We start from the raw sequence: 22,012 nt of genomic DNA on the forward strand, positions 1-22,012 counted from the left end.
ATGAATCCCGGAGACATGACATGGAGCGACCTCGGCCCCATGGAAATCAGGATGGTCGAGAAGAACGAGAAGTGCCACTACCAGTTCGGCGACGTGTTCCACTACGAGCATCCCTACAAGCGTCCTGAGGGAGTATGCCACGCGCTGCTCCACGTTCTCGATCTCTACACTTGGCGCGTCGCGATGGGCGTCCCCTCCTGGGAGGACGATGACTCGACCGTCTACCGGATCCACTGCCCGGCGAAGAAGGGCACGGTTCGGGAACTCCGGAAGGTCGAGAAGACCTGATGAGACTCGGAGTTGCGGTCGTAGCGTTTTTCGTGCTCCTCGTCGGTGGCGCGGAGTGCAAACAGATGGAGTTGATCAAGATCGGCAGAGACGGGAAGTCGTTCGTTCTGGCATCTTCGGGGAAGCCGTTCGTCCCGCGCGGTTTCAACTACGACCGCGATGATAGCGGCCGGCTGCTGGAGGACTACTGGGACACCGAGTGGCCTACCGTACATGAAGACCTCGCCGAGATGAAGACGCTCGGCGCGAACGTCGTCCGCATCCACCTGCAGTTCGGGCGGTTCATGCTGAGTCCCGACAAGGCGAATGAGAAGGCGCTCGATCGGCTCGAACTCTTGGTGTCTGATGCCGAGAGCCTCGGACTGTACCTCGACATCACCGGTCTCGCGTGCTACAAGAAGGAGCACATCCCCGACTGGTACGACGGCCTCTCCGAGAAGGACCGGTGGCGCGCTCAGGCCGTCTTCTGGGAGGCCGTCGCGAAGAAGTGCGCTGATCACCCCGGTGTCTTCTGCTACGACATAATGAACGAGCCTGTCGTTCCATCGGGTCGCCGTGAGGACTGGCTCGGAGCGGCATTCGCCGAGGTCTACTACTACGTCCAGTTCATCTCCCTCGACCGGCGCGATCGGCCGCGGACCGACATCTCGCGCGAGTGGCTGAAGGTCATGGTCTCCGCTATCCGCAAGCATGACAAGCGACACCTCATCACCGTCGGTCTGCTCCCCTGCAAACCGGGCGACGATCCCGAGTCCGGTTTCGCACCGAAGACCGTGGCTCCCGAGGTCGACTTCCTCAGCGTCCACATCTATCCCGAGAGCACCAAGCTTCATGAGTCGCTCGACATCCTGAAGGCGTTCGACATCGGCAAGCCGGTGGTCATCGAGGAGACCTTCCCGATGCACTGCTCAGTCATGGAGCTTCAGGAGTTTCTCACCAAGTCCGAGGGCCATGCCGCTGGGTGGATCGGCTTCTACTGGGGCAAGACGATCGAAGAATGTCGCAAGTCCGGTTCCTGGGGCAATACGGTCATGGTCGCCTGGCTCGAACTCTTGCAGCAGATGACGAAGCCCTCCGCTGATTGACGCCTGCTTGACCATCGGTAGCCGTCACTGCTATTCTTACCTTATGGAACACCCGTTGTTCGCCAACAGTCGATGTGCGTGGTCGATCGCGCTATTGGCCGTTATCATCGCGGGCCTCATGGAATCCGACTGCAACTCGGAGGCGACTATGAACGAGAAGAAGATCGAGGCATACGGCGCACTTTCGACCGAGTACAAGGGCAAGCCTTCAGTGAAGGCGGACTTCGCCGAGCCGCAGGTCATCGCGGTCGCCGACAAGGAGTACGGCTGGGGATGGTACCAGTTTCCCTCCATCGGCGAGTGGGCGGACGGCACGCTCTGCCTCACCTACAGTGCCGCCCCCGATGCCGCCGAGAGCTACGGCACTCCACGCCCCATGATGACCTCGCACGATCGGGGCAAGACCTGGACGCCGCACACTGGCAAGTGGGGCGTATCGGGCCTGCTCCTCCCGAACGGCGACCGCATTGGCGTCCTGACCCCGAAGCCGTACAAGGTCGCCGATCTCCATCTTCCGGAGCCGGTCGGCGTGCTGAGCAGTAACTACGGCAACCAGAAGCACGTCATGTACCGCGTGACCGACCTCCCAGCGAAGCTCCAGACGATCCGCATCCGGCGTCTGAAGAAGGGCGTGGAGAACGCGTTCACCGAGCATGCCGTTGTGGACGATCCACAGTCGCTTAGATACAGCCTCCGGGACGTCTTCCCGATCATCTGGTGGGGCGATCTGCACCTGGCATCCGACGGATCGATTCTCGCCGGCATCTATCCCGGCTACCGTCTGCTCGGCGACGGCACGATCGATCCGAAGGGCAACGTCTTCTTCTATCGATCGACCGACGATGGGCGCAGTTGGAAGCTCCAGGGACGCATACTGTACCAGCCGGACCCGAAGGCCGATCCGGTCGGGGACAAGCGAGGCGGATTCACGGAGCCGACTTTCGAGATCCTGGCCGACGGATCGCTCCTCTGCGTCATGCGCACGACCGACGGCGCAGGCATCGGCCCGATGTACTCCAGCCGCTCGAAGGACATGGGCAAGACCTGGTCGAAGCCCAAAGCGTTCGCTCCGAACGGCGTCCTCCCGAAGCTCCTGCGCCTCGACAACGGCGTACTTGTGCTTGCATCCGGCCGCCCTGGCGTCCAAGTGCGCTTCTGCACCGACGGGAATGGTCAGCAATGGACCGACCCGTTTGACTTGGTGCCGGTCACGTCCGACAACGTCAGCGCCGACACATGCGGCTACACCAGCCTGCTCGCCACCGGCCCGGACAGCTTCCTGATCGCCTACTCGCACTTCAAGCATCAGACGTCCGATGGTCAGCTTCGAAAAGCGATCCTCCTCCGTGAAATCACGGTGAGACGACCTTAGGGAGGCCAGTCATGTCAGATCGAACGCCCGAAGAGATCCTGGACGTCAACAAGCGATGGCTTCCGCCGTCGCCGCACGTCGAGAAGGTCATCGAGATGGTCGACAAAGGCGCCGCGCACATCGAGAAGCGCGGGCACCACGAGCCGCCTCTGATCATGTTCGAGGACGGCGGGGTGATCGAGCTTCCCAAGGCGCGCTACGAGGAGACCTACCGTGGGATGCAGCTCGTCTCGTCCGATGCCGCGGCCGAGGAGGGCGTCACCAAGTTCCGCGACGTCTGTGGGTGCGTCGATTTCATCAAGGGCACGCTGAAGGACCACCCCGAGTCGGTCGAGGCAGATCCGCATATGTTCGACCAACTGCTCGATCACGCGCTCTACATGGTCTCGCGGATGCAGAAGCGGGAGGAGGAGTACCGGCAGTTCCTGGTTGATGTCATCGCCGTCTGCGCGCAGATCCCGCAGGGCCCGTCCTGGAAAATGGCATCGAACGCCGCCGAGGAGATCAAGATGCTCCTGCACAATCATCCCGAGGACGTGCGGAGGTACGCCGACCTCCTGAACCAGCTTGCCGAAGATGTGCGCCACGTCGCGTCCAAGCAGGAGGGCGTCCTCAAGCGGCACAAGGAACTCGCTGTCAAGGTTCTTGGGCTCTACAAGGCGATCAGAGGCGCTCGAAACTGGGCACAGGAAGAAGCGGAGTCCGGCTGACAGGATCCGGAGGTATCACACAATGACCAAGCATCTCAATGGTGAACTCGGCATCCCCGGGTCCGTACGAATCTCCGCCGGGAACGGCGGTCTGCCGATGGTCATGCTGACCCACGCATCCGGGTCGAGCGCGGAGGTCTATCTCCACGGTGCGCACATCGCTTCCTGGAAGAACCGCGCTGGCGAGGAACTCCTGTTTCTCAGTCGTGAGTCCCATTGGGCCGAAGACAAGCCAATCCGCGGAGGCATCCCGGTCATCTTCCCGCAGTTCGGAGGAAGAGGCCCGCTCCCGCAGCACGGGTTCGCCCGCACTTCGGCTTGGCAACTACTCAGCACCGAACTGCTCGATAGCGGCGTCGTATCCGTCGAGTTGAAGATGAACGAGACCGACGTGTCGCTCGCGATCTGGCCGCATCGGTATGTCCTAAGAATGAATGTCCTGCTTGACGCGAATGTGCTCGCAGTCGGAGTGCGCGTGACAAATACCGGTGACCAACCCTTCGACTTCCAGACGGCGCTTCACACGTACTTCCGCGTCGCTGATATCGGCAGGACTGCCGTCGTCGGCCTTCGTGGTGTCACTTACACGGATTCGTTGCTGGACGATGTGTCCGCAGTCGAGGACCGGGATACCGTCCTGTTCGACCAGGAAACCGACAGGGTGTACATCGACGCCCCGGATCTCCTCCGTGTCGAGGACGAATGCGGCGGCCGGACGATCGTCGTCGAGAAGCGGAATATGCCGGACGTGGTAGTCTGGAATCCCTGGATCGCCAAGTCCCGGCGCATGCCCGACTTCGGCGACGACGAGTATCTGCGAATGGTCTGCGTCGAGACTGGCGCCATCGAGACTCGGCCGAGTCTGTTTCCGGGCGAATCCTGGGATGGCGAAACGACGTTCCTGTCCGGTTGAGACCGAGCCGAGGTCGCCTCTCCTTCTACTTGGCCACGTCCGGAAAGCCGGTAATATTACCGGTTTTTGCGGTTTTGGTTGACATCCGGGCTTCTTGTGTTATAATCGTAAAAGGTAGGTTTCGTCTCCCTGGTCATCGGACCATGAATACGCCTCATGTCTTGTTCGCGCAAGTTGAGAGGCGAGTTGGGGACAGGGACCGGCGAGTTCCTCGCAGTACTCTCCGTTGTGCGGGAGGTATGCCTATGGTCTCAGCAGCCGCCAGTCTTCTGCCATGAATCTGTGCCGTTATGAGCCGGAAGCACAGATCTAGGAAAGGAAAGGGGACAAGTATGAAGTACGCTCTTATCGCTTTGGCGCTTGTGGCATTGGTCGCGACCGGCGCGACTGCGGCCACAGTGTCATACGGTCCGTATGCAATCGGACTGAGCACGACTAACTGGGCGAACAGCATCGGCCTTCAGATGTTCGATCCCTCTCTGGGCACTCTGAACAGCATCAGTTTCACCCTGAATGGTCATGTTGAGGGAAATGCCAAGTTCGAGAGCATGGACGCGAGCCCCGCGACGGTGGGCATGGACCTCTCGGCAATGCTGACTCTCCAGCGCCCGGATCTGAGCACTCTGGTTGTAACCATACCGCTGGCGTCAACCACCGACAATGTCACGGCATTCGACGGGACGATTGACTTCGGTGGCACGTCAGGAAAGACCTACAACAACCTGAATGCGAACGACTCGGATTCGGCGACGACCTCGACCGCCGCCGACAAAGCCCTGTTTACCGGCCTGGGGTTAATCAACCTGCCGGTCAAGGCACAGGGCGCCTCGACGGGTTATGGTGCCGGGAACCTGCTTCTGCAGTTCCAGACACTGGCATCCGCATCTGCCAGCGTGACCTACGATTACACGCCGATCCCTGAGCCGTCCAGCCTGCTTGCTCTTATGAGCGGCCTGGGTCTGGTCGGTTTCGCAGTCAGACGCAGACGATAATTCGCGAAGCGATGCTGGTATAAGAGAAGCCTCCACCAAGGGTGGGGGCTTCTCTTTTTGTGTTCTTCTGCGCCTCGGTACTGCAGCGGCCTGCGCGCAGACCGTCTGCTGTGGCCGCCTTGCCGTCAAAACCCGCACATCGGACAGGGTGTGGAGCAACACCTGCGATGCTATAATGGGCTGGGAGCGATATGGGCATCTTCAAGGCCTGCGACATTCGGGGAGTATACGGCAACGATCTGACGGATGAGATTGTCTACAGAATTGGCCGCGCGCTGGGAACAATACTGGCAGGCAAGTCCGTCATAGTAGGTGGAGACGTTCGCAGGAGCACTCCGTCGCTCAAAGCGAAGGTTTCGCAAGGCCTTGTGGAGAGCGGTGCAGAGGTCCTTGACATCGGAATAGTCCCAACTCCAGTGTTCTATTTCGCGAGGCGGTGCCTCGGATTGGAGCCCGGAGTGATGGTGACGGCCTCCCACAACCCTGCGGAGTTCAACGGTCTCAAGATAGTCCTGGGGCCGCTTCCGATCACGGAAGATGAACTGAGAAGGGTGGGGGACCTTGCCGAACGGGGAGCGTTCCGTGAGGGTCAGGGCAGCATACGCGCTCTGGAAATCATACCTGAATATCGGCGTTTCATATCATCTGTGCTCCCTGCGGAGCAGCAAGCGCACCTTGTCAAGATCGTTATAGACTGTGGCAATGGCTGCAATTCGGAACTGGCCCCGGATCTGTTCCGGCGTTTCGGATTCCATATCGAAGAGCTATACTGCACTCCTGATGGCATCTTTCCTAATCGGAATCCGAACTCAGCCGACCCGGGCAACCTGGACGGCTTGATCCGGACCGTTCGTAGTGCGAAAGCCGATGTTGGAGTTGCATTCGACGGAGACGGCGATCGCGTTGCGTTCGTAGATGACCGGGGCCGGTTCCTTCCTGGCGACAAGGCCATCGTGATAATGGCCCGCAGCCTCCTCACCGCTCACCGCGGGGAGAAAGTGGTCTACGATCTCAAGTGTTCATCCATCGTTCCCGAAGCAGTGGCCGAAGCCGGAGGTATCCCTCTCGCCGAGCGGTCCGGACACACCTTCATCAGAGCCCGAATGATCTCAGAAAATGCGCTGTTCGGCGCAGAGATCAGCGGCCACTACTTCTATCGAGACCTCGGCGGAGGAGATGACGGCATCTACTCCGCGCTTCTGATGGCCAATATGCTGGCCCGCACCGGCAGGTCGCTCTCCGACCTGGCCGATGAGGTGCCGGCTTACGAGAACACCCCGGACATCAGGGTGTCGTTCGCAGGCAACCGGGAAGATCTGATCAAGCGCATCGCGTCGGCCTTCCCCGCCGAGCGAGTATCGAAACTCGACGGCGTCAGAATCGAGTTCAATGGAGGCTGGGCGCTCGCAAGACCTTCCGTGACGGAACCGGCGATCACCTTTCGGTTTGAGGCCGAGAGTCGCAATCGCCTCGATGCAATAATAGATGAGTTCCTGAGACCGGTTCCGGAGATCGAGTCCGGCGTTCGGCACAACCTGGTTGACCGTGGCTCCGAAGAGTGAGGGTCCTTCCGCACAGTCGGAAGGAATCCGAAAGCCTCGTGCGGAAACTGTGTAAGGCGTTGGCGCCCATCATGTCGGGACGCTTGCCGGCACAAATCGCACGGGCCACGAGTCGGGGAACCGAGGTCGGACGTGGATGGGGCCGAGGAACTGAGAAGCGGCTTCGTGCAGACGCGTGGGGACGTCAGGAACGTGCGTCGAGACGAAAGCGCGATAATCCAGAGGTGCAAGCAGGGCGATCTGTCCGCCTTCGACGAACTCGTGCGCTTGTACGAGAAGCAGGTGTACAGCTTCGCCTACCGCCTGACCGGCAACTATGACGATGCGAACGACATATCTTCCGAGGCCTTCGTCAAGGTCTTCAATTCCATAAACACATTCAGAGGTGATGCCAACTTTTCAACTTGGCTCTTCCGCGTCGTGACCAATCTCTACCTGGACGAGCGGAAAAGGTCGAAAGCGCACTTGAATGTTCCCCTGGACGAGTACATTGATCTGGAAGAAAGCACGGTGACCCGCCAGATCGAAGACTCGTCGCCGGGCCCGGAGCAGCTACTGGAGCAGATGGAGCGTGCTGAAGCGCTGAATGCCCTGATCCAGCAGCTTCCTGATTATCAACGGGCCATGGTTCTCTTATATCATACCCAGGGGAGATCGTACGAGGATATCGCCGAGATAATGGGGTTGCCTATCGGTACCGTCAAGTCGCGGCTCAATCGAGCCAGGCTTTCGCTCAGGGAGAAACTTGGGCCGGTGCTGGAACTTTTCGACCTTTAGCGCCGTCGAAGCAAGTGGAAAGAAAACGTGTAGGATGGCGGCATCCGCCGTCAACAGGTCCGAATGCAGCTGCGTTTTTCCTGCCACGGTTTCAACGGCGATGCGTCAGGTGGGAAGAGGGATTTCCATGAAGTGCGAGAGAGCCAGAGAGTTGTTTTCGGAGTATCTGGAGGGCAGCATAGACTACGCTCTGACTGCCACCGTACGAACTCATGTGGACCAGTGCGATGTGTGCAGAGAGGATCTGCGCGCCTTTCAGTGCACCTGGGACGCAATGTCCGCCCTGCCGGAAATCGAACCCCCCGCGAGTTTCCGCCACGATGTAGTCATGAGAGCTGCCCGACTTCAGCACGAGCGGAGGTCGGAGCAGCGGCGCGGCCTGTTCGGGCTTGACTGGAACTATTCAATCGGCAGGCTCCTTCCCACCAGGGCCTTGGCGGTTGCGGCTGCGGGTGCCGTTCTGGCAGCCGTGCTGATAAACCTGGTCCCGCGCATCGCCCCGCTTCTTGACGAGAACAACCGCAGGATATCCGGGTTCTCGCCGCTCCTCCCTGCTGGGGCTGAGCAGAGATACGCGAAGGAAGAATGGCAGTCCCGGAAGATTCTCAGCAACGCGCTGTGGGCTTCCATAAGGTCTACGGATCTGGGCGAAGGCAGAAGTTACTACGAACTGGTTCTGGAGATCAACAACAAAGCTCTTGTGCGGCGGGTCACAAACCGGATAGCGGCTGATGTCTACGTTCTTCCTCCCGGCAGGTTCGGTGTGGCGTCTGCCGATCAGCGCGCCCCGGTCTGGTCGGGCAATGTGCTGGGCAGCAGTCCGGTTCACGTTGCGGTCCCGGGCATCAGCAACTCCAAGGGCGATCCGATGCCGGTAACTCTGCTGATCAACTATCGGTTCGAGAAGATCAGCTTTGCGAAGATAGTGTTCGTCCCGACCGACAGTTCGCCTGCTGGATGCACTGACCCCTTCGTGAGTTTCACTGGGCCGGTGATCAGACCGATGCAGAACGATCTCTATGCCGTGCTCCAGGGCGTATCGCAGAGCAAGGGTCTGGCGATCATCGCCAACGGGACTCTGCATAAACAGCCGACCCCCATGAGTATCATCTCTGGGACCACTGAGGATGTTCTGCGCACGATGCTGACCCCGCTCGACCTGACGTGGGCGGTGATAGACGGTGCGGTGTATGTTGACAAGGAGTTTCGAGTCGAGGCGGAGTAGCCGCCAGATCGGGCGAATTGCGTGTGATATTAGAGAGCCCCGGAATCGCTTCCGGGGCTCCTGCATTTGTGCCCCACCGAGCCTTGCGCGTGCCCTAAGCTCGCCCGCATGACAGCAGCTTCAGAACGCTTGTTCGAGGATGGCAGATGGACTTGCACAAGGTACTCGGGCCCGGAGTACTGACTGCGATCGGTTGCAGGTATGGGCCTCAACAGATCCAGTGCATGATAACGATTGAGACCGGTGCGGGAACTTCTCGACCTCCAGTGCCGTCGAACACAATGTAGACTGTCTGGAGTTCACCGCATGTTCGGTTGCAGGGATTCAGATGTGTGCGCAAGTGCCGCGCTTGCGATGGCGCTATCCTGGTAGTAGGGAGTGGGCTTTCCATGAAGTGTGAAAGAGCAAGAGAGTTGTTCTCGGAGTATGTGGAAGGCAGTATAGACTACGCTTTGACCGTCACCGTGCGATCACACATCGATCAGTGCCGTGCCTGCAGGACGGATCTCAAGTCGTTTCTGAAAACCTGGGATGCGATCGGTGCACTGCCCGAGGTCCAGCCTCCCTCGAGTTTCCGCCACGACGTGGTGATGAGGGCGGCCCGACTTCAGCATGAGCAGAGGAAGCCTGCTGGATACGGCTTCGCCGGTGCTGCCAGGGACTTGCTGTTCCGTCGCCTCATCCCGGTCCGCGCAGTCGCGATTGCGGCTGCGGGGGCGGTACTGGCCGTCATGGCGCTAAGCATCTCGAGTGTCGTGGACGGGAAGAATCCGTTGCTGAGCGTCTTGGGCCAGCTGAACTTCGCTTGGACCGAACGGGTCAATGACAAGGAAGAGTGGCTGTCTCGAAGGACTTGGGGCAACAAACTGTGGGTCTCGCTCGAAGCCAGGGAGTTCGGCCCGGGTAGCGTCTACTACGAAGTGGTGCTTGAGATCAACAACAAGGCGTTGCCCGAGATCGAGAACAAGGTTGATAGGATTGCCTGTACGGTCTACGTGCTTCCGCCCGATAACTTCGGATTGGATGACGGTGATCTTCGCGGGGCGGTCTGGGCCGGCGATGTTCGCGGGCAGAGCCCGGTGCATATCGCAGTCCCGGGCATCAGCAGTTCCAGCGTTTATCCTGCGCCCGTTACTCTGCTGATTCGCTACCGGGTGAAGAATAGGCCGCTTTCGAAACTCGTCTTCATACCGACGGAAAACTCGAACGGGAGATCGAGCGATGCGATGAGCCTGTATACCGGTTCGGCGGCGAAATCTGCTGCCGAGAACCTGTATTCCAGTCTTCAGTCCCTGTCGCAGAGGAATGGCGTGGCTGTCATAGCGAACGTTCTTCATGTCGTACCGCCGACCCCGGCGAATCTGAGGCCCGGCAAGACTGAGAATGTCATGCGGGTGCTCTGTCCGGATCGCGGTCGCCTAGCTTGGGCGTTCATGGACGGAGCCGTCTATGTGGATCGGCAGTTTGGCAATACAGGAGACTAACCCGGGTCGCAGACCCGAATACGTCTGGATGGCAGGCCCCGGAGCGCTCGCTTCGGGGCTTATTCCTTGCGCCGGATCGCCTGTTTCCGTATAATGATGCGGTCAGAACACTTGTTCGAGGATGTCGGATGGACCTGGAACGGGCGCTTGGCCCTCGCGGACAGATTGCCGAACAGATGCCGGGGTACGAGTTCCGGCCGCAGCAGATCGAGGTGGCGCTCGCTATAGCCCGCGCCCTCGGCTCGAAGCGCCACTGCCTTGCCGAGGCTGGAACCGGCGTCGGCAAGAGCATGGCCTATCTGCTCCCTGCTATCGAGTATGCCCTCTCCGGCAAAAAAGTGATCGTCTCGACGCATACGATCTATCTTCAGAGCCAGCTCCTCACCAAGGACATTCCGTTTCTGCACAGCGTCTTCCCCGACCGCAAGTTCAGGGCTGTCGTCGCAAAGGGCAGGGGCAACTACCTCTGTCTGAACAACCTCGACGCCGAACTGGGCCAGCTATCTCTGATCGGCGACCCGAATCTGCCGAAGCTTCAGAAGTGGGCGAACGAGACCGATACCGGCGATGTGGCCGAACTCGATTTCAGCTTCTCGGACTGGTCGGACATCTGCTCGAACCAGGATACCTGCCACAACCAGCAGTGCCGCTTCGTCGGCAAGTGCTTCTACTACAGGATGCGACGTGAGGCGCAGGACGCCGACATCGTCGTTACCAACCACTCGCTGTTCTTCTCCGACCTGGCCATTCGGATCTCGGACCCGAACTCCGGCGTACTGCCGAGCTACGATGCCGTGATCTTCGACGAGGCACACCACCTGGAGGATGTCGCGACGAAGGCGTTCGGCATCGAGTGTGGGAGTTTCCGGGTTCCCAGCCTGCTCAGGAGGATTCGTCGCGTAAAGGGGATCGGCCTTGATGCCGGCAGGATTCAGATGCTCGACGAGATGAACTCCGCGCTATTCGAGACATTCGCCCACAGCCCCAAGCAGGAGTTCTTTCTGCACGAGGTCTGCCGGGGAAATACCGCGTCGCAGGTCGAAGAGACCGTGAAGATGATGTGCGCGATGCTCGACGGACTCAACCGTGAGTTATCGGAGCAGGACACGACGGGCAAGCCCGAACTCGAGGACCGGCTCTCAGGCCTGCGCCGGATGGCGATGCGGCTCAAGGAGGAGATGACCACGCTCTTCTTCGGCACCGAGGCAGGGTACTTCAAATGGGGCGAGCGGACGAACGGCAAGACCCAGCTCTGCTTCCTGCGATACTCCCCGCTATCGGTCGCAGACATCCTGCGCCGGACCCTGTGGAAGGAGATTGACAGCGTCGTCCTGACTTCGGCGACGCTCACCAACTCCGGGACGTTCAGCTACCTCCGCGGACGTCTCGGTGTGCCTGAGTGCGTCGAGGCCGCACAGGACTCGCCGTTCGACTTCCAGACGCAGTGCATGCTCTACGTCCCGAGGCACCTGGACTTCCCTTCCGAGAACTCGTACTATACCGAGGCTGTCGCCGGTGAGATCGAGGAACTCGTGAAGGCGTCCGGCGGGCGGGCGTTCCTGCTCTTCACCTCGTACCGCATGATGAATGCCGTCTACGACGTGCTCTTCGGTCGCCTGCCGTATACGACGATGAAACAGGGTGACATGTCCAACGAGGCGCTGGTTCAGGCGTTCCTGGAGCAGGAACAGGCCTGTCTGTTTGGCGTACACAGCTTCTGGGAGGGCGTGGACATCCGGGGTGAGGCGCTCAGCATCGTCGTGATAGACAAGCTCCCGTTCGCCGTGCCGGATAGCCCGGTAAACAAGGCGCGCACCGACGCTATCACCGCATCAGGGGGAGATTGGTTCCGCGACTACTCGATGCCTCAGGCGCAGATCCGGTTGAAGCAGGGCTTCGGACGCCTCATCCGCACGAAGACCGACCGCGGTGTCGTCGCGATCCTCGACTCGCGCTTGGTGAAGAAGCCTTACGGCCGGGAGTTCATCCGCTTCCTCCCCCAGTGCCCGGTGACGGTGCGGATAGAGGATGTGCAGAGGTTCTTCGGCGTCCGACAGGTCTGACCCGTCCGACCATTTGGGAAAGGATGATAGCCCATGACCTCACGTGAACGCATACTCACCACCCTCGCCCACAAGGAGCCTGACCGCGTGCCGATTGATTTTGGCGGGATGCGCTCGACAGGCATCATGGCGATCGCGTACAACAAGCTGAAGGCACACCTCGGCATCACCGGCGGCGAGACCCGCGTCTACGATACCATGCAGCAGCTCGCGCTCCCCGAGCAGCCGGTCCTCGACCGTTTCCACGTCGACGTGCTCGACACGCTCAACATGCTCGGGCGCTTCCCGCAGGAGTGGAAGGACTGGACACTCCCCGACGGCTCACCGGCGAAGGTGCCCGTCTGGTTCAGCCCGGAGCCGGTCGAGGGCGGCCTAGTGATCCGGAATGCCATGGGCAACGCGATCCAGCGCATGCCGGAGGGATGCCTCTACTTCGAGCCGTGCCACAATCCGCTCGCGGAGGCGGTGACTCTCGCGGACGTAGATCGCTTACTGGATGTACGGCCCGCCGATCCGAAGAGCCTGACGGCGCTCATCGAGCGGACGAAGTGGCTCTATGAGAACACCGACTATGCGATCATGTTCGGCTTCGGCGGAAACATCCTGGAGGGCGGTCAGAACGCCTTCGGATGGGAGCGGTTCATGATGGAGATGGCGCTCAACACGCCACTCGTCGAGTACGCGCTCGACAAGATGGTGGAGGTCTATATGGAGGACCTGCGCATCTACCTGCGGGCGATCGGGCCGTACGTCCAGCTCATCCAGATGGGCGACGATCTCGGCACGCAGACTGCGACCATGCTCTCGCCCGACCTCTATCGGCGGGTCGTGAAGCCCCGGCACGCGGTCCAATACCACTACATCCGCGAGCAATCGGACGTGCACGTCTTCCTCCACGCATGCGGGTCGTGCTACGACATCATGGGCGACCTGGTGGATGAGGGGGTCGAGGCTCTCAACCCGGTCCAGACCTCCGCCGCTGGGATGGACCCTCGCCGCCTGAAGCAGGAGTTCGGCGACAAGCTGACGTTCTGGGGTGGGGGATGCGACACCCAGTCGGTGCTTCCGAACGCGACTCCGGAGGAGATCGACCGGCACGTCAGGGAGCGCATCGAGATCTTCGCGCCCGGCGGCGGGTTCGTCTTCAACCAGATCCACAACGTCCAGTCGAACGTCCCGCCCGCGAACATCGTCGCCTGCTACGACGCGGCTTGGAAGTACGGCATCTACGAGTAGGACGAGTCGCCGGCGGGGTCCTCTCAGAGATACCGCCAGCCAACTATCTGATCGCGGAGTGCGAGCGTCGGCAGGCTGGACCGGCTGCCGAGTCCCGAGTCAGTGCGCTTCGAGCCGATCAACTCGAAAGAGCAGCGGCAGGAGACATACGAAGGAAAAGGCTCGGGCGGTGAGTAATACTTCCTCACGTCCTCGCAAGGGGCAGTCCGAAATCCGGAATCCGGCGCCCGGAATCGAGTATCCGGCGTCCAGTTTCCGCCAGAGGGTAAGTTGACCCGCGCACGAATCCATCTTCTGATTGCTGTCGTTCTAGCCGTACTCCTGAGTGGATGCGCGCGCCGTGAGAAGGGGCCAGTCACCATCACCTACATGGCATGGGGGAACGCCCAGCACCTCAAGGTCGAGCAGCAGATCATCGACGAGTTCGAGAAGCAGAACCCGAGCATCAAGGTGAAGCTGTTCGCTGTGCCGGACTCAGCCTACCATCAGAAGCAGCAGATCATGCTCGCCAGTCGGACCGCGCCCGACGTCATGAAGGTCGAGCTGCACTACTTCCCGGCGCTCGTCCGCAAAGGCTACTTCCGGCCGATAGACGAGTTCTACAAGAACGACCCGACGTTTGACATCAACGATTTCTTCCCGCAGGCGATTGACGAGTGCTCCTACGACGGCAAGCTCTATGGGCTGAACATCGCGTTCGGCGGCCAGATACTCTACTACAACAAGACCCTTTTCGACGACGCAGGCATCCCCGATCCCTATGAGCAGTACAAGTCCGGCAAGTGGACCTGGACCGAGTACCTCGACGCCGCGAAGAAGCTCACGAAGCGGGATGCGAACGGCCGGACCATCCAGTACGGCACTCTGATGCCGCATCACTGGACCGTCATCTGGTCGTTCGGCGGCGAACTGGTCAGCCCGGACTACAAGCGCTGCGTCCTCGACTCGCCGGAGTCTATCCGCGCGCTCCAGTTCATGAAGGACCTCCGCTGGAAGTGGCGCGTCAACCCGACGCCCGCCGAGGGTGCGATGTCGGCGTTCAACTTCAACTCCGGCCGCGTCGCCATGTACTTCGGCTGGTCGGGTCAGACGCCGGTCATTCTGAAGAACGCGAAGGGTTTCAGGTGGGATATCGCCCCGGTCCCCGCGGGTCCCGCCGGGCGGTTCACACCGCTCAAGGGCAATGTGATGACCACCTACGTCGAGTGCAAGCATCCCCGCGAGGCATACGAGTTCATCAAGTACGTGACATCGGCGAAGTCAGAGATGTTCATCTGCGGAAAGCTCCGCCGCTGGATCACGACCCATAGGAGCGTCTACGACGATCCCGAATACCTGAAGGCGTACACGCCGCCTTACCACACCGACGTTTTCCGTGGCGAGATGGATTACGGGAAGCGCCCGCCGATCAACGAGAAGTTCATTCAGTGGACGACCGAGCTGAATGTCGGCCTGAGCCGGATGTGGACCGGCGAACTCGACGCCAAGGAAGCGGTTGCCTTCATGAAACCGAGAATTGAGCGGGCGCTGAATGAAGAAGACTGGTGAGGGGAAGGCACGAAACTCGAGGCTCGAAGTTCGATACGGATTCGAATGTCCAAGAAGCGGAAATGATGTAGACGAGTTTGCCGCTTGCCTTTCTGCCTCATTGACTTATGTTCCGTGCTTCGGATTTCGAGTCTCGGATTTGGCACCGACATGATCAACCGCAAGCCGCTAACTCATCGTGCTTCCTTCTGGGGGTTCCTGTTCATCTGCCCTTGGCTTCTAGGGTTCGTCATCTTCACGGGCGGCCCGATGCTCGCGTCGCTGGTGCTCAGCTTCTGCAAGTACGACCTTCAGCGGGTGGCCTTCGTCGGTCTGGGCAACTATAACCGTATGTTCCTCGGCAGCGAGCAGGAGGTCTTCTTCAAGTCGCTGACCAACACTGCGCTCTACGTCCTGTTCTCCGTGCCGATGGGACTGACGGGCTCCCTGCTCCTGGCCGTGCTGCTCAATCAGAAAGTGAGAGGAGTCGCGATCTTCAGGACGCTGTTCTACCTCCCGGCGTTGACGCCGGCAGTGGCGTCGGCTCTGGTCTGGATGTGGGTCTTTCACCCCGAGTGCGGCATCCTGAACAACTTCCTGACGATGAACGTACCGATGCCCACGTTCGGCGCCGATGGGATCGGCGTGGCGTTTCGTCCGATGATCGCGAACCCGCCCGGGTGGCTTCAGTCCAGTGAGTGGGCGCTTCCGGCGTTCATCATAATGAGCCTCTGGGGGATCGGCGGCGGGAGGATGATCATCTTCCTGGCAGGGCTCCAGGGCATCGCGGATGAGTTCTACGAGGCCGCGCGGATCGACGGGGCTGGGGCCATTGCTCAGTTCCGGCACGTGACGCTTCCGCTCCTGACGCCGACGATCTTCTTCAACATGGTGCTCGGCGTCATCGGCGCGTTCCAGGTCTTTACGGCGGCGTACGTCATGACGGGCGGTGGACCGAACAATGCCACGCTGTTCTACGTGCTCTATCTCTACCGGCACGCTTTCGAGCAGTTCCACATGGGCTACGCAGCCGCGCTCGCCTGGGTGCTGTTCGTCATTCTCTTTACGTTCACGCTGATCCAGTTCAGGCACTCGACGAAATGGGTTCACTACGAGGGAGATGCCAAGTGAAATCCTACCCCTGCTCGCACTCAGTGTTGGCGATACCGCGGAGAGAAGATGCCGACAAGTAGACTCGCTGGAAAAGCATTCACATATGTGCTTCTGATCGTCGGCGCCGCGATCGTCAGCATCCCGTTCCTGTGGACCGTCAGCACTGCGCTGAAGGCTCCAGCGCAGGTCTATGCCGTACCGGTCGAGTGGATACCGAAACCGATCATGTGGGAGAACTTCGCACAGGCGTGGACCGTCCTGCCGTTCTTTCGGTTCCTGAGAAACACCGTCTTCGTCACGTTGATGTGCCTTGTCGGCCAACTCTTCTCCGCCTCGCTCGTCGCATACGGGTTCGCGCGGTTCGACTTCAGGGGCCGGACGGCACTGTTCTACTTGCTTCTGGGAACAATGATGCTTCCCGGCCAGGTGACGATGATCCCGACGTTCCTGATCTGGCGTGAGTTCCGGCTGGTGGATACCTTCGCCCCGCTCATCGTGCCTGCCTACTTCGGCGGAGGGGCGTTCACCATCTTCCTGCTGCGCCAGTTCTTCATGACAATCCCTCGCGACCTTGATGAGGCGGCGATGATTGACGGCTGCTCGTACTTCGGCATATGGTGGCGCATCATCCTGCCGCTCTCGAAGCCGGCCCTCACGACCGTCGTGATCTTCTCGTTCATCAGTCACTGGGACGAGTTCATGGGGCCGCTGATCTATCTTCACACTATGGATAAGTACACCGTCTCGATCGGACTGCGAATGTTCCAGGACATGTACGGTGGTCAGTTGGAGCTCTTGATGGCCGCATCGCTGATTCACATCACTCCGTGCATAATCCTGTTCATCGCCGCGCAGAGGTACTTCATCAAGGGCATAGTGATGAGCGGAATCAAAGCCTGAGCCCCTTGCCTCTGGGAGCTCGTTCTGGCATAATGGAAGCATTCGGAAGGCAACAATCCAACCGTTTCCAGCGTATGAATACGTGTGCAGACGCGCTCAGACCGCGCATCTCTGGAGGCATCATGACACTCAGATTGAGCCATATCGCCGCACTGACCGTTCTTGTTATCTCCTCGCTCTCCGCCGCTTCCGAGACAGTCCAGCCGACCCCGCCGAAGAAACCCGCTCCGTTCTCAGAGCAGATATCCGGCACCCTCGTGAAGTTCGACATGATCCCGATTCCGGCTGGTGTAATAGCCGTGGCGGACCCTGCGAAGGAAGGCGCGACGAAGAAGGTCAAGATCAAGCCGCTCTACGTCGGCAGGACCGAGGTGACCTGGGACGAGTACGATGTGTTCGTCTTCAAGTTCGACGAGCCGCAATCGCCCGCGCCCGGCGGCTCGGATGCGGTGTCTCATCCCAGCAAACCCTACGGCGCGGCGGATCGAGGTTACGGTCACAAGGGGTATCCGGCGATCAACATGTCGTACTACGGCGCTGAACAGTACTGCAAGTGGCTGTCGCTCAAGACGGGCAAGAAGTATCGCTTGCCGACCGAAGCTGAGTGGGAGTATGCCTGCACGGCCTGCAAGCCTCTGCCGGGTGAGAAGGAACTCGCCCAGTACGCCTGGTTCTGGCAGGAAAAGACCCAACCTGTGGGGAAGAAGAAACCGAATGCGTGGGGAATCTTCGATATGCTTGGGAACGTCGCCGAGTGGTGCGTCGGACTCGATGGGAAGCCGGTAGTGTGTGGAGGGAGTTTCGAAGACTTCGCGAAGGATACGGTTCCCTCGAAGAGGAGGTATCAAGAGCCTTCCTGGTCCGCAAATGACCCGCAGGACCCCAAGAGCAGATGGTGGCTCTCCGACGCGCAGTTCGTAGGTTTCCGCGTGATCTGTGAGCAGTAGCCTCTCCGGTGCAACCGGCTGCAGTATGTGTCCGGAAGCGCGGAAGGCCGGTTCCCAAGTGCTGGAAGCCTTCTGTGTTCGTCATGTATCGATCGCAAATGCGAAAGGATGTTGATATGGCAGAGAATGATTCAATTTTGTCGCGCGGGGACTTCCTGAAGACCTCCGCTGCATCGGCGGCGGTTCTGGGGGCGGCAAGCTTGTCGTCCGTGAGTGGGGTCTTTGCGGCGGGCTCAGACGAGATCAAGGTCGGACTGATCGGATGCGGAGGGCGAGGCACGGGCGCAGCGGGCGACGCGATACGTAGCGCCCCCGGTATCAAGATCGTCGCGCTGGGGGATGCCTTTGGCGATCGGTTGGAGAGCTGCCTCGAGAGGCTCAAGGGCAACGACGAACTCAAGGCAAATGTTGATGTTGCCCCGAACCGTTGCTTCACAGGGTTCGACAACTACAAGGGCGTGATCGAGAGCGGCGTTGACATGGTGATCCTGGCCACACCGCCGGGATTCCGACCCGCGCACTTCAAGGCTGCTGTCGAGGCCGGCAAACACGTGTTCATGGAGAAGCCAGTCGCGGTCGATGCGCCGGGAGTCAGGGCCATCCTGCAAGCCGGCGAGCTGGCTGCGAAGAAGAAGCTCGGAGTAGTCACCGGCACGATCAAGCGCCACCAAGCGAACTACGTTGCTACGGTAAAGCGGATTCACGAGGGAGCCGTGGGCGACATCCTGTCCGCGCAGTGTTACTACAACACCGGTGAGCTGTGGAATCACGGTCGGAAGCCGGAGTGGACCGATATGGAGTGGCAGTGCAGGAACTGGCTCTACTTCACGTGGCTCTCCGGCGATCATATCGTCGAGCAGCACGTCCACAACCTTGATGTGATGAACTGGGTGCTGCGGGGTCATCCGGTGAGGTGCCTGGCTCTGGGTGGACGACAGGTCCGCACAGACCCGGCTTACGGGCACATATACGATCACTTCACGGTGGAGTACGAGTACCCTGAAGGTATCCGCATGATGAGTATGTGCAGGCAGACAGACGGTTGCGCGAACAACGTGTCGGAGCGAGTCGTCGGCACGAAGGGTTCTTCGAACTGCTGCGGGCTCATCCAGGGTGCCAACGAATGGAAGTTCGATGGCGACGTTCCGAGCCCGTACGTTCAGGAGCATACCGATCTCATCAACAGTATCCGCGAGGGCAGACCTCTGAACGAGGCCCGGCAGATCGCGGAGAGCAGCCTGACCGCCATCATGGGCCGCATGTCGGCATATACCGGTCAGGAGATAACCTGGGATCAGGCGATGAACTCACAAGAGAACCTCCTCCCGGAGAAGCTCGAGTTCGGTTCACTTCCAACGGCGCCGGTGGCGATTCCCGGGAAGACACCGTTTGTCTAGCTATGAGTACTCGGTCGTCGGTTGTCCGTTCGCGGAGCGGGACCTGCAGACCGATAACTGAGAGCCGAGATCTGAAAACCGTTTGCGAAAGGATAGGTAGATGGAGAGACAAGACAAGGTAGTATCTCGCAGGGATTTCCTCAAGTCGTCGGTCGCTTCGGCGGCGCTTCTGACGGCGGGCGCGCTTCCGATCGGTCAGGGAGCATGGGCCGCCGGATCGGACGTCATCAAGGTCGGGGTGATCGGCTGCGGCGGACGAGGATCGGGTGCCGCCCGTGACTGCATTGCAAGCTCCCAAGGCGTCAAGATTTACGCGCTGGGAGACCTCTTTCAGGATCGGCTTGATGGCTGCTACAATGGTCTCACCGGTGACGCGAACCTCAAGGACAAGGTCGATCTCAGCCGTGAGCGGTGCTTCACTGGCTTCAGTGCCTATCAGAAGGTCATCGACAGCGGCGTGGATATGGTGATTCTGGCCACCCCGCCTGGCTTCCGGCCGACACACTTCGAGGCCGCCGTCAAGGCCGGCAAGCACGTCTTCATGGAGAAGCCGGTCGCGGTCGATGCGCCCGGTGTTCGCAAAGTGATCAAGTACGGAATGCTGGCCCGAGCGAAGAAGCTCGGCATCGTGGCCGGCACTCAGCGCCGACACCAGTTCCCCTACGTCGAGACGATGAAACGAATCCATGGTGGGGCAATCGGGGATATCGTGGCCGCGCAGTGCTACTGGAGCCAGGGCGGGCTGTGGAATCACGGGCGCAAGCCCGAATGGACGGACATGGAGTGGCAGATTCGCAACTGGCTGTACTTCACATGGCTCTCGGGGGATCATATCTGTGAGCAGCACGTGCACAACATTGACGTTATCAACTGGGCGGTCGGAGACCATCCGGTCAAATGCGTAGGTATGGGAGGGCGCCAGGTTCGAACCGATCCGGCTTACGGGCACATATTTGATCATTTCGCCGTCGAGTACTTCTACGACAAGGGCGCGCGTCTGATGAGCATGTGCCGCCAGATCGACGGATGCGCCACTAACGTCTCCGAGCGAGTTGTCGGCACAAAGGGTACGTCGAACTGCGCCGGGTGGATCGACGGCGAGACCAAATGGAAGTACGACGGCCCCAGTCCCAGCGCGGGGGTCCAGGAGCACGCAGATCTCATAGCGAGCATTCGCGCCGGCAGGCCGCTGAACGAGGCCAAGCGGATCGCTGAGAGCGTGCTCACCGCCATCATGGGCCGAATGTCGGCGTATACAGGGCAGGAGATCACCTGGGAGCAGGCGCTGAACTCACAGGAGAATCTGATGCCGGTGAACCTGGAGTTCGGGCCGATTGCGGTGCCGCCGGTGGCTGTTCCCGGCAAGACGCCGTTCATCTAGTTCTGTCTGTGTAGGAGGGGGTTGCCGGACGGGCTTTTCGTCCGGTAACCCCGACTTCGGGATTAGCGCCGTCATTCGCCGACGCAGAATCCCTCCTACGTTTCCAAGGAGTAGATCATGAAAATGAGCCGTCGCGAACTGCTTATCACAGGTACGCTAGGGGGAGTTGCGCTCTCGTCCGGACTGCCGGCCGGTGCAGCCAAGGAGAGGAAACCTTCTGCTAAGCTCCGCATATCCAGCCAGGAGCGGATCATCCCCGGCGAAAGCCTGCCCGAGCGTCTTGCAAAGATGGACAAGTGGGGGATAGAGGGCCTCGAACTCGGCGGACGAGGCCTTGCAGAGCGGGTGCCGGAGATCAAGGCCGCGCTCGCGAACTCGAGGGTGACTGTCAGCGCGATCTGCGCCGGGTTCGACGGAGCCCTTTCGAGCGATGACGAGTCCGTTCGGCGAACGTGCGTGTCCTCGATGAAGGACATCCTGATCGCCGCCGGCGAACTCGGCTCGACCGGCCTGATCTTCGTCCCGGCGTTCAACGGCCAGACGAAGCTGAACCATGTTGACGCGCGCAAGGTCCTGCTCGATCAGCTTCCTGAGCTGGGGGAATACGCCGTCAAGTGCGGTACGCGGGTGCTGCTCGAGCCGTTGAATCGCAATGAGACGTGGCTCGTCCGAATGCTCGCGGACGCGGCCTCGATCTGCCGCGATGCGAACCATCCGGGCGTGTGCGCTATGGGGGACTTCTACCACATGTACATAGAGGAGACGAGCGACATGGGCGCGTTCATCTCCGCCGAGAACTATCTCCATCATGTGCACCTGGCCTCGATCAAGCGCAACCTTCCCGGTCAGGACGAGCGCGACTACACCAACGGCTTCAGGGGTCTTAAGATGATCGGCTACCAGGACTTCTGCAGCTTTGAGTGCGGAGTCATCGGCGACCGTGACGTCGAGATTCCGAAGTGCGTTAGATTCCTGCGCGACCAGTGGAAGAGGGTGTAGCGAGAAGTGAAGGGCAGACAGTGAGCAGTAGTGGATGCTGG

At 60.2% G+C, this 22,012-nt stretch carries 19 protein-coding genes; all 19 read left to right on the top strand.

The genetic code is table 11. The features are described 5' to 3' along the window. On the top strand, nt 1-288 hold the full coding sequence (locus KBC96_04020) for a hypothetical protein (protein MBP6963555.1): 288 nt from the start codon (nt 1-3) through the stop codon (nt 286-288). Continuing rightward, nucleotides 288-1,373 carry a cellulase family glycosylhydrolase gene (locus KBC96_04025; protein ID MBP6963556.1) on the top strand — a complete coding sequence of 362 codons (1,086 nt, stop codon included), beginning with the start codon at nt 288-290 and terminating at the stop codon, nt 1,371-1,373. Before KBC96_04020 ends, KBC96_04025 begins: the two co-directional genes overlap by 1 nt. 148 nt (nt 1,374-1,521) lie before the next feature. After that, nucleotides 1,522-2,745, top strand: coding sequence for an exo-alpha-sialidase (locus KBC96_04030; GenBank protein MBP6963557.1), 1,224 nt, complete (start codon nt 1,522-1,524; stop codon nt 2,743-2,745). Nucleotides 2,746-2,756: 11 nt separating this feature from the next. After that, nucleotides 2,757-3,455: a hypothetical protein gene (locus tag KBC96_04035; protein MBP6963558.1), complete on the top strand. Its 699-nt coding sequence runs from the start codon at nt 2,757-2,759 to the stop codon at nt 3,453-3,455. A gap of 22 nt (nt 3,456-3,477) precedes the next feature. Next, nucleotides 3,478-4,368: a D-hexose-6-phosphate mutarotase gene (locus KBC96_04040; protein ID MBP6963559.1), complete on the top strand. Its 891-nt coding sequence runs from the start codon at nt 3,478-3,480 to the stop codon at nt 4,366-4,368. 332 nt (nt 4,369-4,700) lie between these two features. Further along, nucleotides 4,701-5,360, top strand: coding sequence for a PEP-CTERM sorting domain-containing protein (locus tag KBC96_04045; protein ID MBP6963560.1), 660 nt, complete (start codon nt 4,701-4,703; stop codon nt 5,358-5,360). A 191-nt stretch (nt 5,361-5,551) separates the two neighbouring features. Then, nucleotides 5,552-6,922, top strand: a complete 1,371-nt coding sequence (locus tag KBC96_04050) for a phosphomannomutase/phosphoglucomutase (GenBank protein ID MBP6963561.1) — start codon at nt 5,552-5,554, stop codon at nt 6,920-6,922. A gap of 192 nt (nt 6,923-7,114) precedes the next feature. After that, entirely contained in the window at nt 7,115-7,699 is a 585-nt protein-coding gene (locus KBC96_04055) for a sigma-70 family RNA polymerase sigma factor (GenBank protein MBP6963562.1), read from the top strand. Between the two features lie 127 nt (nt 7,700-7,826). Continuing rightward, nucleotides 7,827-8,924: a zf-HC2 domain-containing protein gene (locus tag KBC96_04060; protein MBP6963563.1), complete on the top strand. Its 1,098-nt coding sequence runs from the start codon at nt 7,827-7,829 to the stop codon at nt 8,922-8,924. Nucleotides 8,925-9,313: 389 nt separating this feature from the next. Beyond that, nucleotides 9,314-10,408: a zf-HC2 domain-containing protein gene (locus KBC96_04065; GenBank protein ID MBP6963564.1), complete on the top strand. Its 1,095-nt coding sequence runs from the start codon at nt 9,314-9,316 to the stop codon at nt 10,406-10,408. 128 nt (nt 10,409-10,536) lie between these two features. Continuing rightward, nucleotides 10,537-12,471: a DEAD/DEAH box helicase family protein gene (locus tag KBC96_04070; protein MBP6963565.1), complete on the top strand. Its 1,935-nt coding sequence runs from the start codon at nt 10,537-10,539 to the stop codon at nt 12,469-12,471. A 33-nt stretch (nt 12,472-12,504) separates the two neighbouring features. Beyond that, on the top strand, nt 12,505-13,707 hold the full coding sequence (locus KBC96_04075) for a methyltransferase (GenBank protein ID MBP6963566.1): 1,203 nt from the start codon (nt 12,505-12,507) through the stop codon (nt 13,705-13,707). Between the two features lie 270 nt (nt 13,708-13,977). After that, nucleotides 13,978-15,255 (top strand): sugar ABC transporter substrate-binding protein, encoded by a 1,278-nt coding sequence (locus tag KBC96_04080; GenBank protein MBP6963567.1) that lies wholly within the window; start codon nt 13,978-13,980, stop codon nt 15,253-15,255. Nucleotides 15,256-15,405: 150 nt separating this feature from the next. After that, nucleotides 15,406-16,365 carry a sugar ABC transporter permease gene (locus KBC96_04085; protein ID MBP6963568.1) on the top strand — a complete coding sequence of 320 codons (960 nt, stop codon included), beginning with the start codon at nt 15,406-15,408 and terminating at the stop codon, nt 16,363-16,365. A 48-nt stretch (nt 16,366-16,413) separates the two neighbouring features. Next, entirely contained in the window at nt 16,414-17,247 is an 834-nt protein-coding gene (locus tag KBC96_04090; protein ID MBP6963569.1) for a carbohydrate ABC transporter permease, read from the top strand. Between the two features lie 143 nt (nt 17,248-17,390). Further along, complete coding sequence (locus KBC96_04095; GenBank protein MBP6963570.1) at nt 17,391-18,194, top strand: SUMF1/EgtB/PvdO family nonheme iron enzyme; 804 nt, start codon at nt 17,391-17,393, stop codon at nt 18,192-18,194. A gap of 116 nt (nt 18,195-18,310) precedes the next feature. After that, nucleotides 18,311-19,591 carry a Gfo/Idh/MocA family oxidoreductase gene (locus KBC96_04100; GenBank protein ID MBP6963571.1) on the top strand — a complete coding sequence of 427 codons (1,281 nt, stop codon included), beginning with the start codon at nt 18,311-18,313 and terminating at the stop codon, nt 19,589-19,591. A gap of 100 nt (nt 19,592-19,691) precedes the next feature. Continuing rightward, a complete protein-coding gene (locus KBC96_04105; protein ID MBP6963572.1) occupies nt 19,692-20,972 on the top strand; it encodes a Gfo/Idh/MocA family oxidoreductase in 1,281 nt (426 codons plus the stop codon). Nucleotides 20,973-21,089: 117 nt separating this feature from the next. Further along, nucleotides 21,090-21,971: a sugar phosphate isomerase/epimerase gene (locus tag KBC96_04110; protein MBP6963573.1), complete on the top strand. Its 882-nt coding sequence runs from the start codon at nt 21,090-21,092 to the stop codon at nt 21,969-21,971. Nucleotides 21,972-22,012: the final 41 nt, after the last annotated feature.

This window comes from Armatimonadota bacterium, from assembly GCA_017993055.1.
In the GTDB taxonomy this organism is placed as follows: Bacteria; Armatimonadota; UBA5829; order DTJY01; family DTJY01; genus JAGONM01.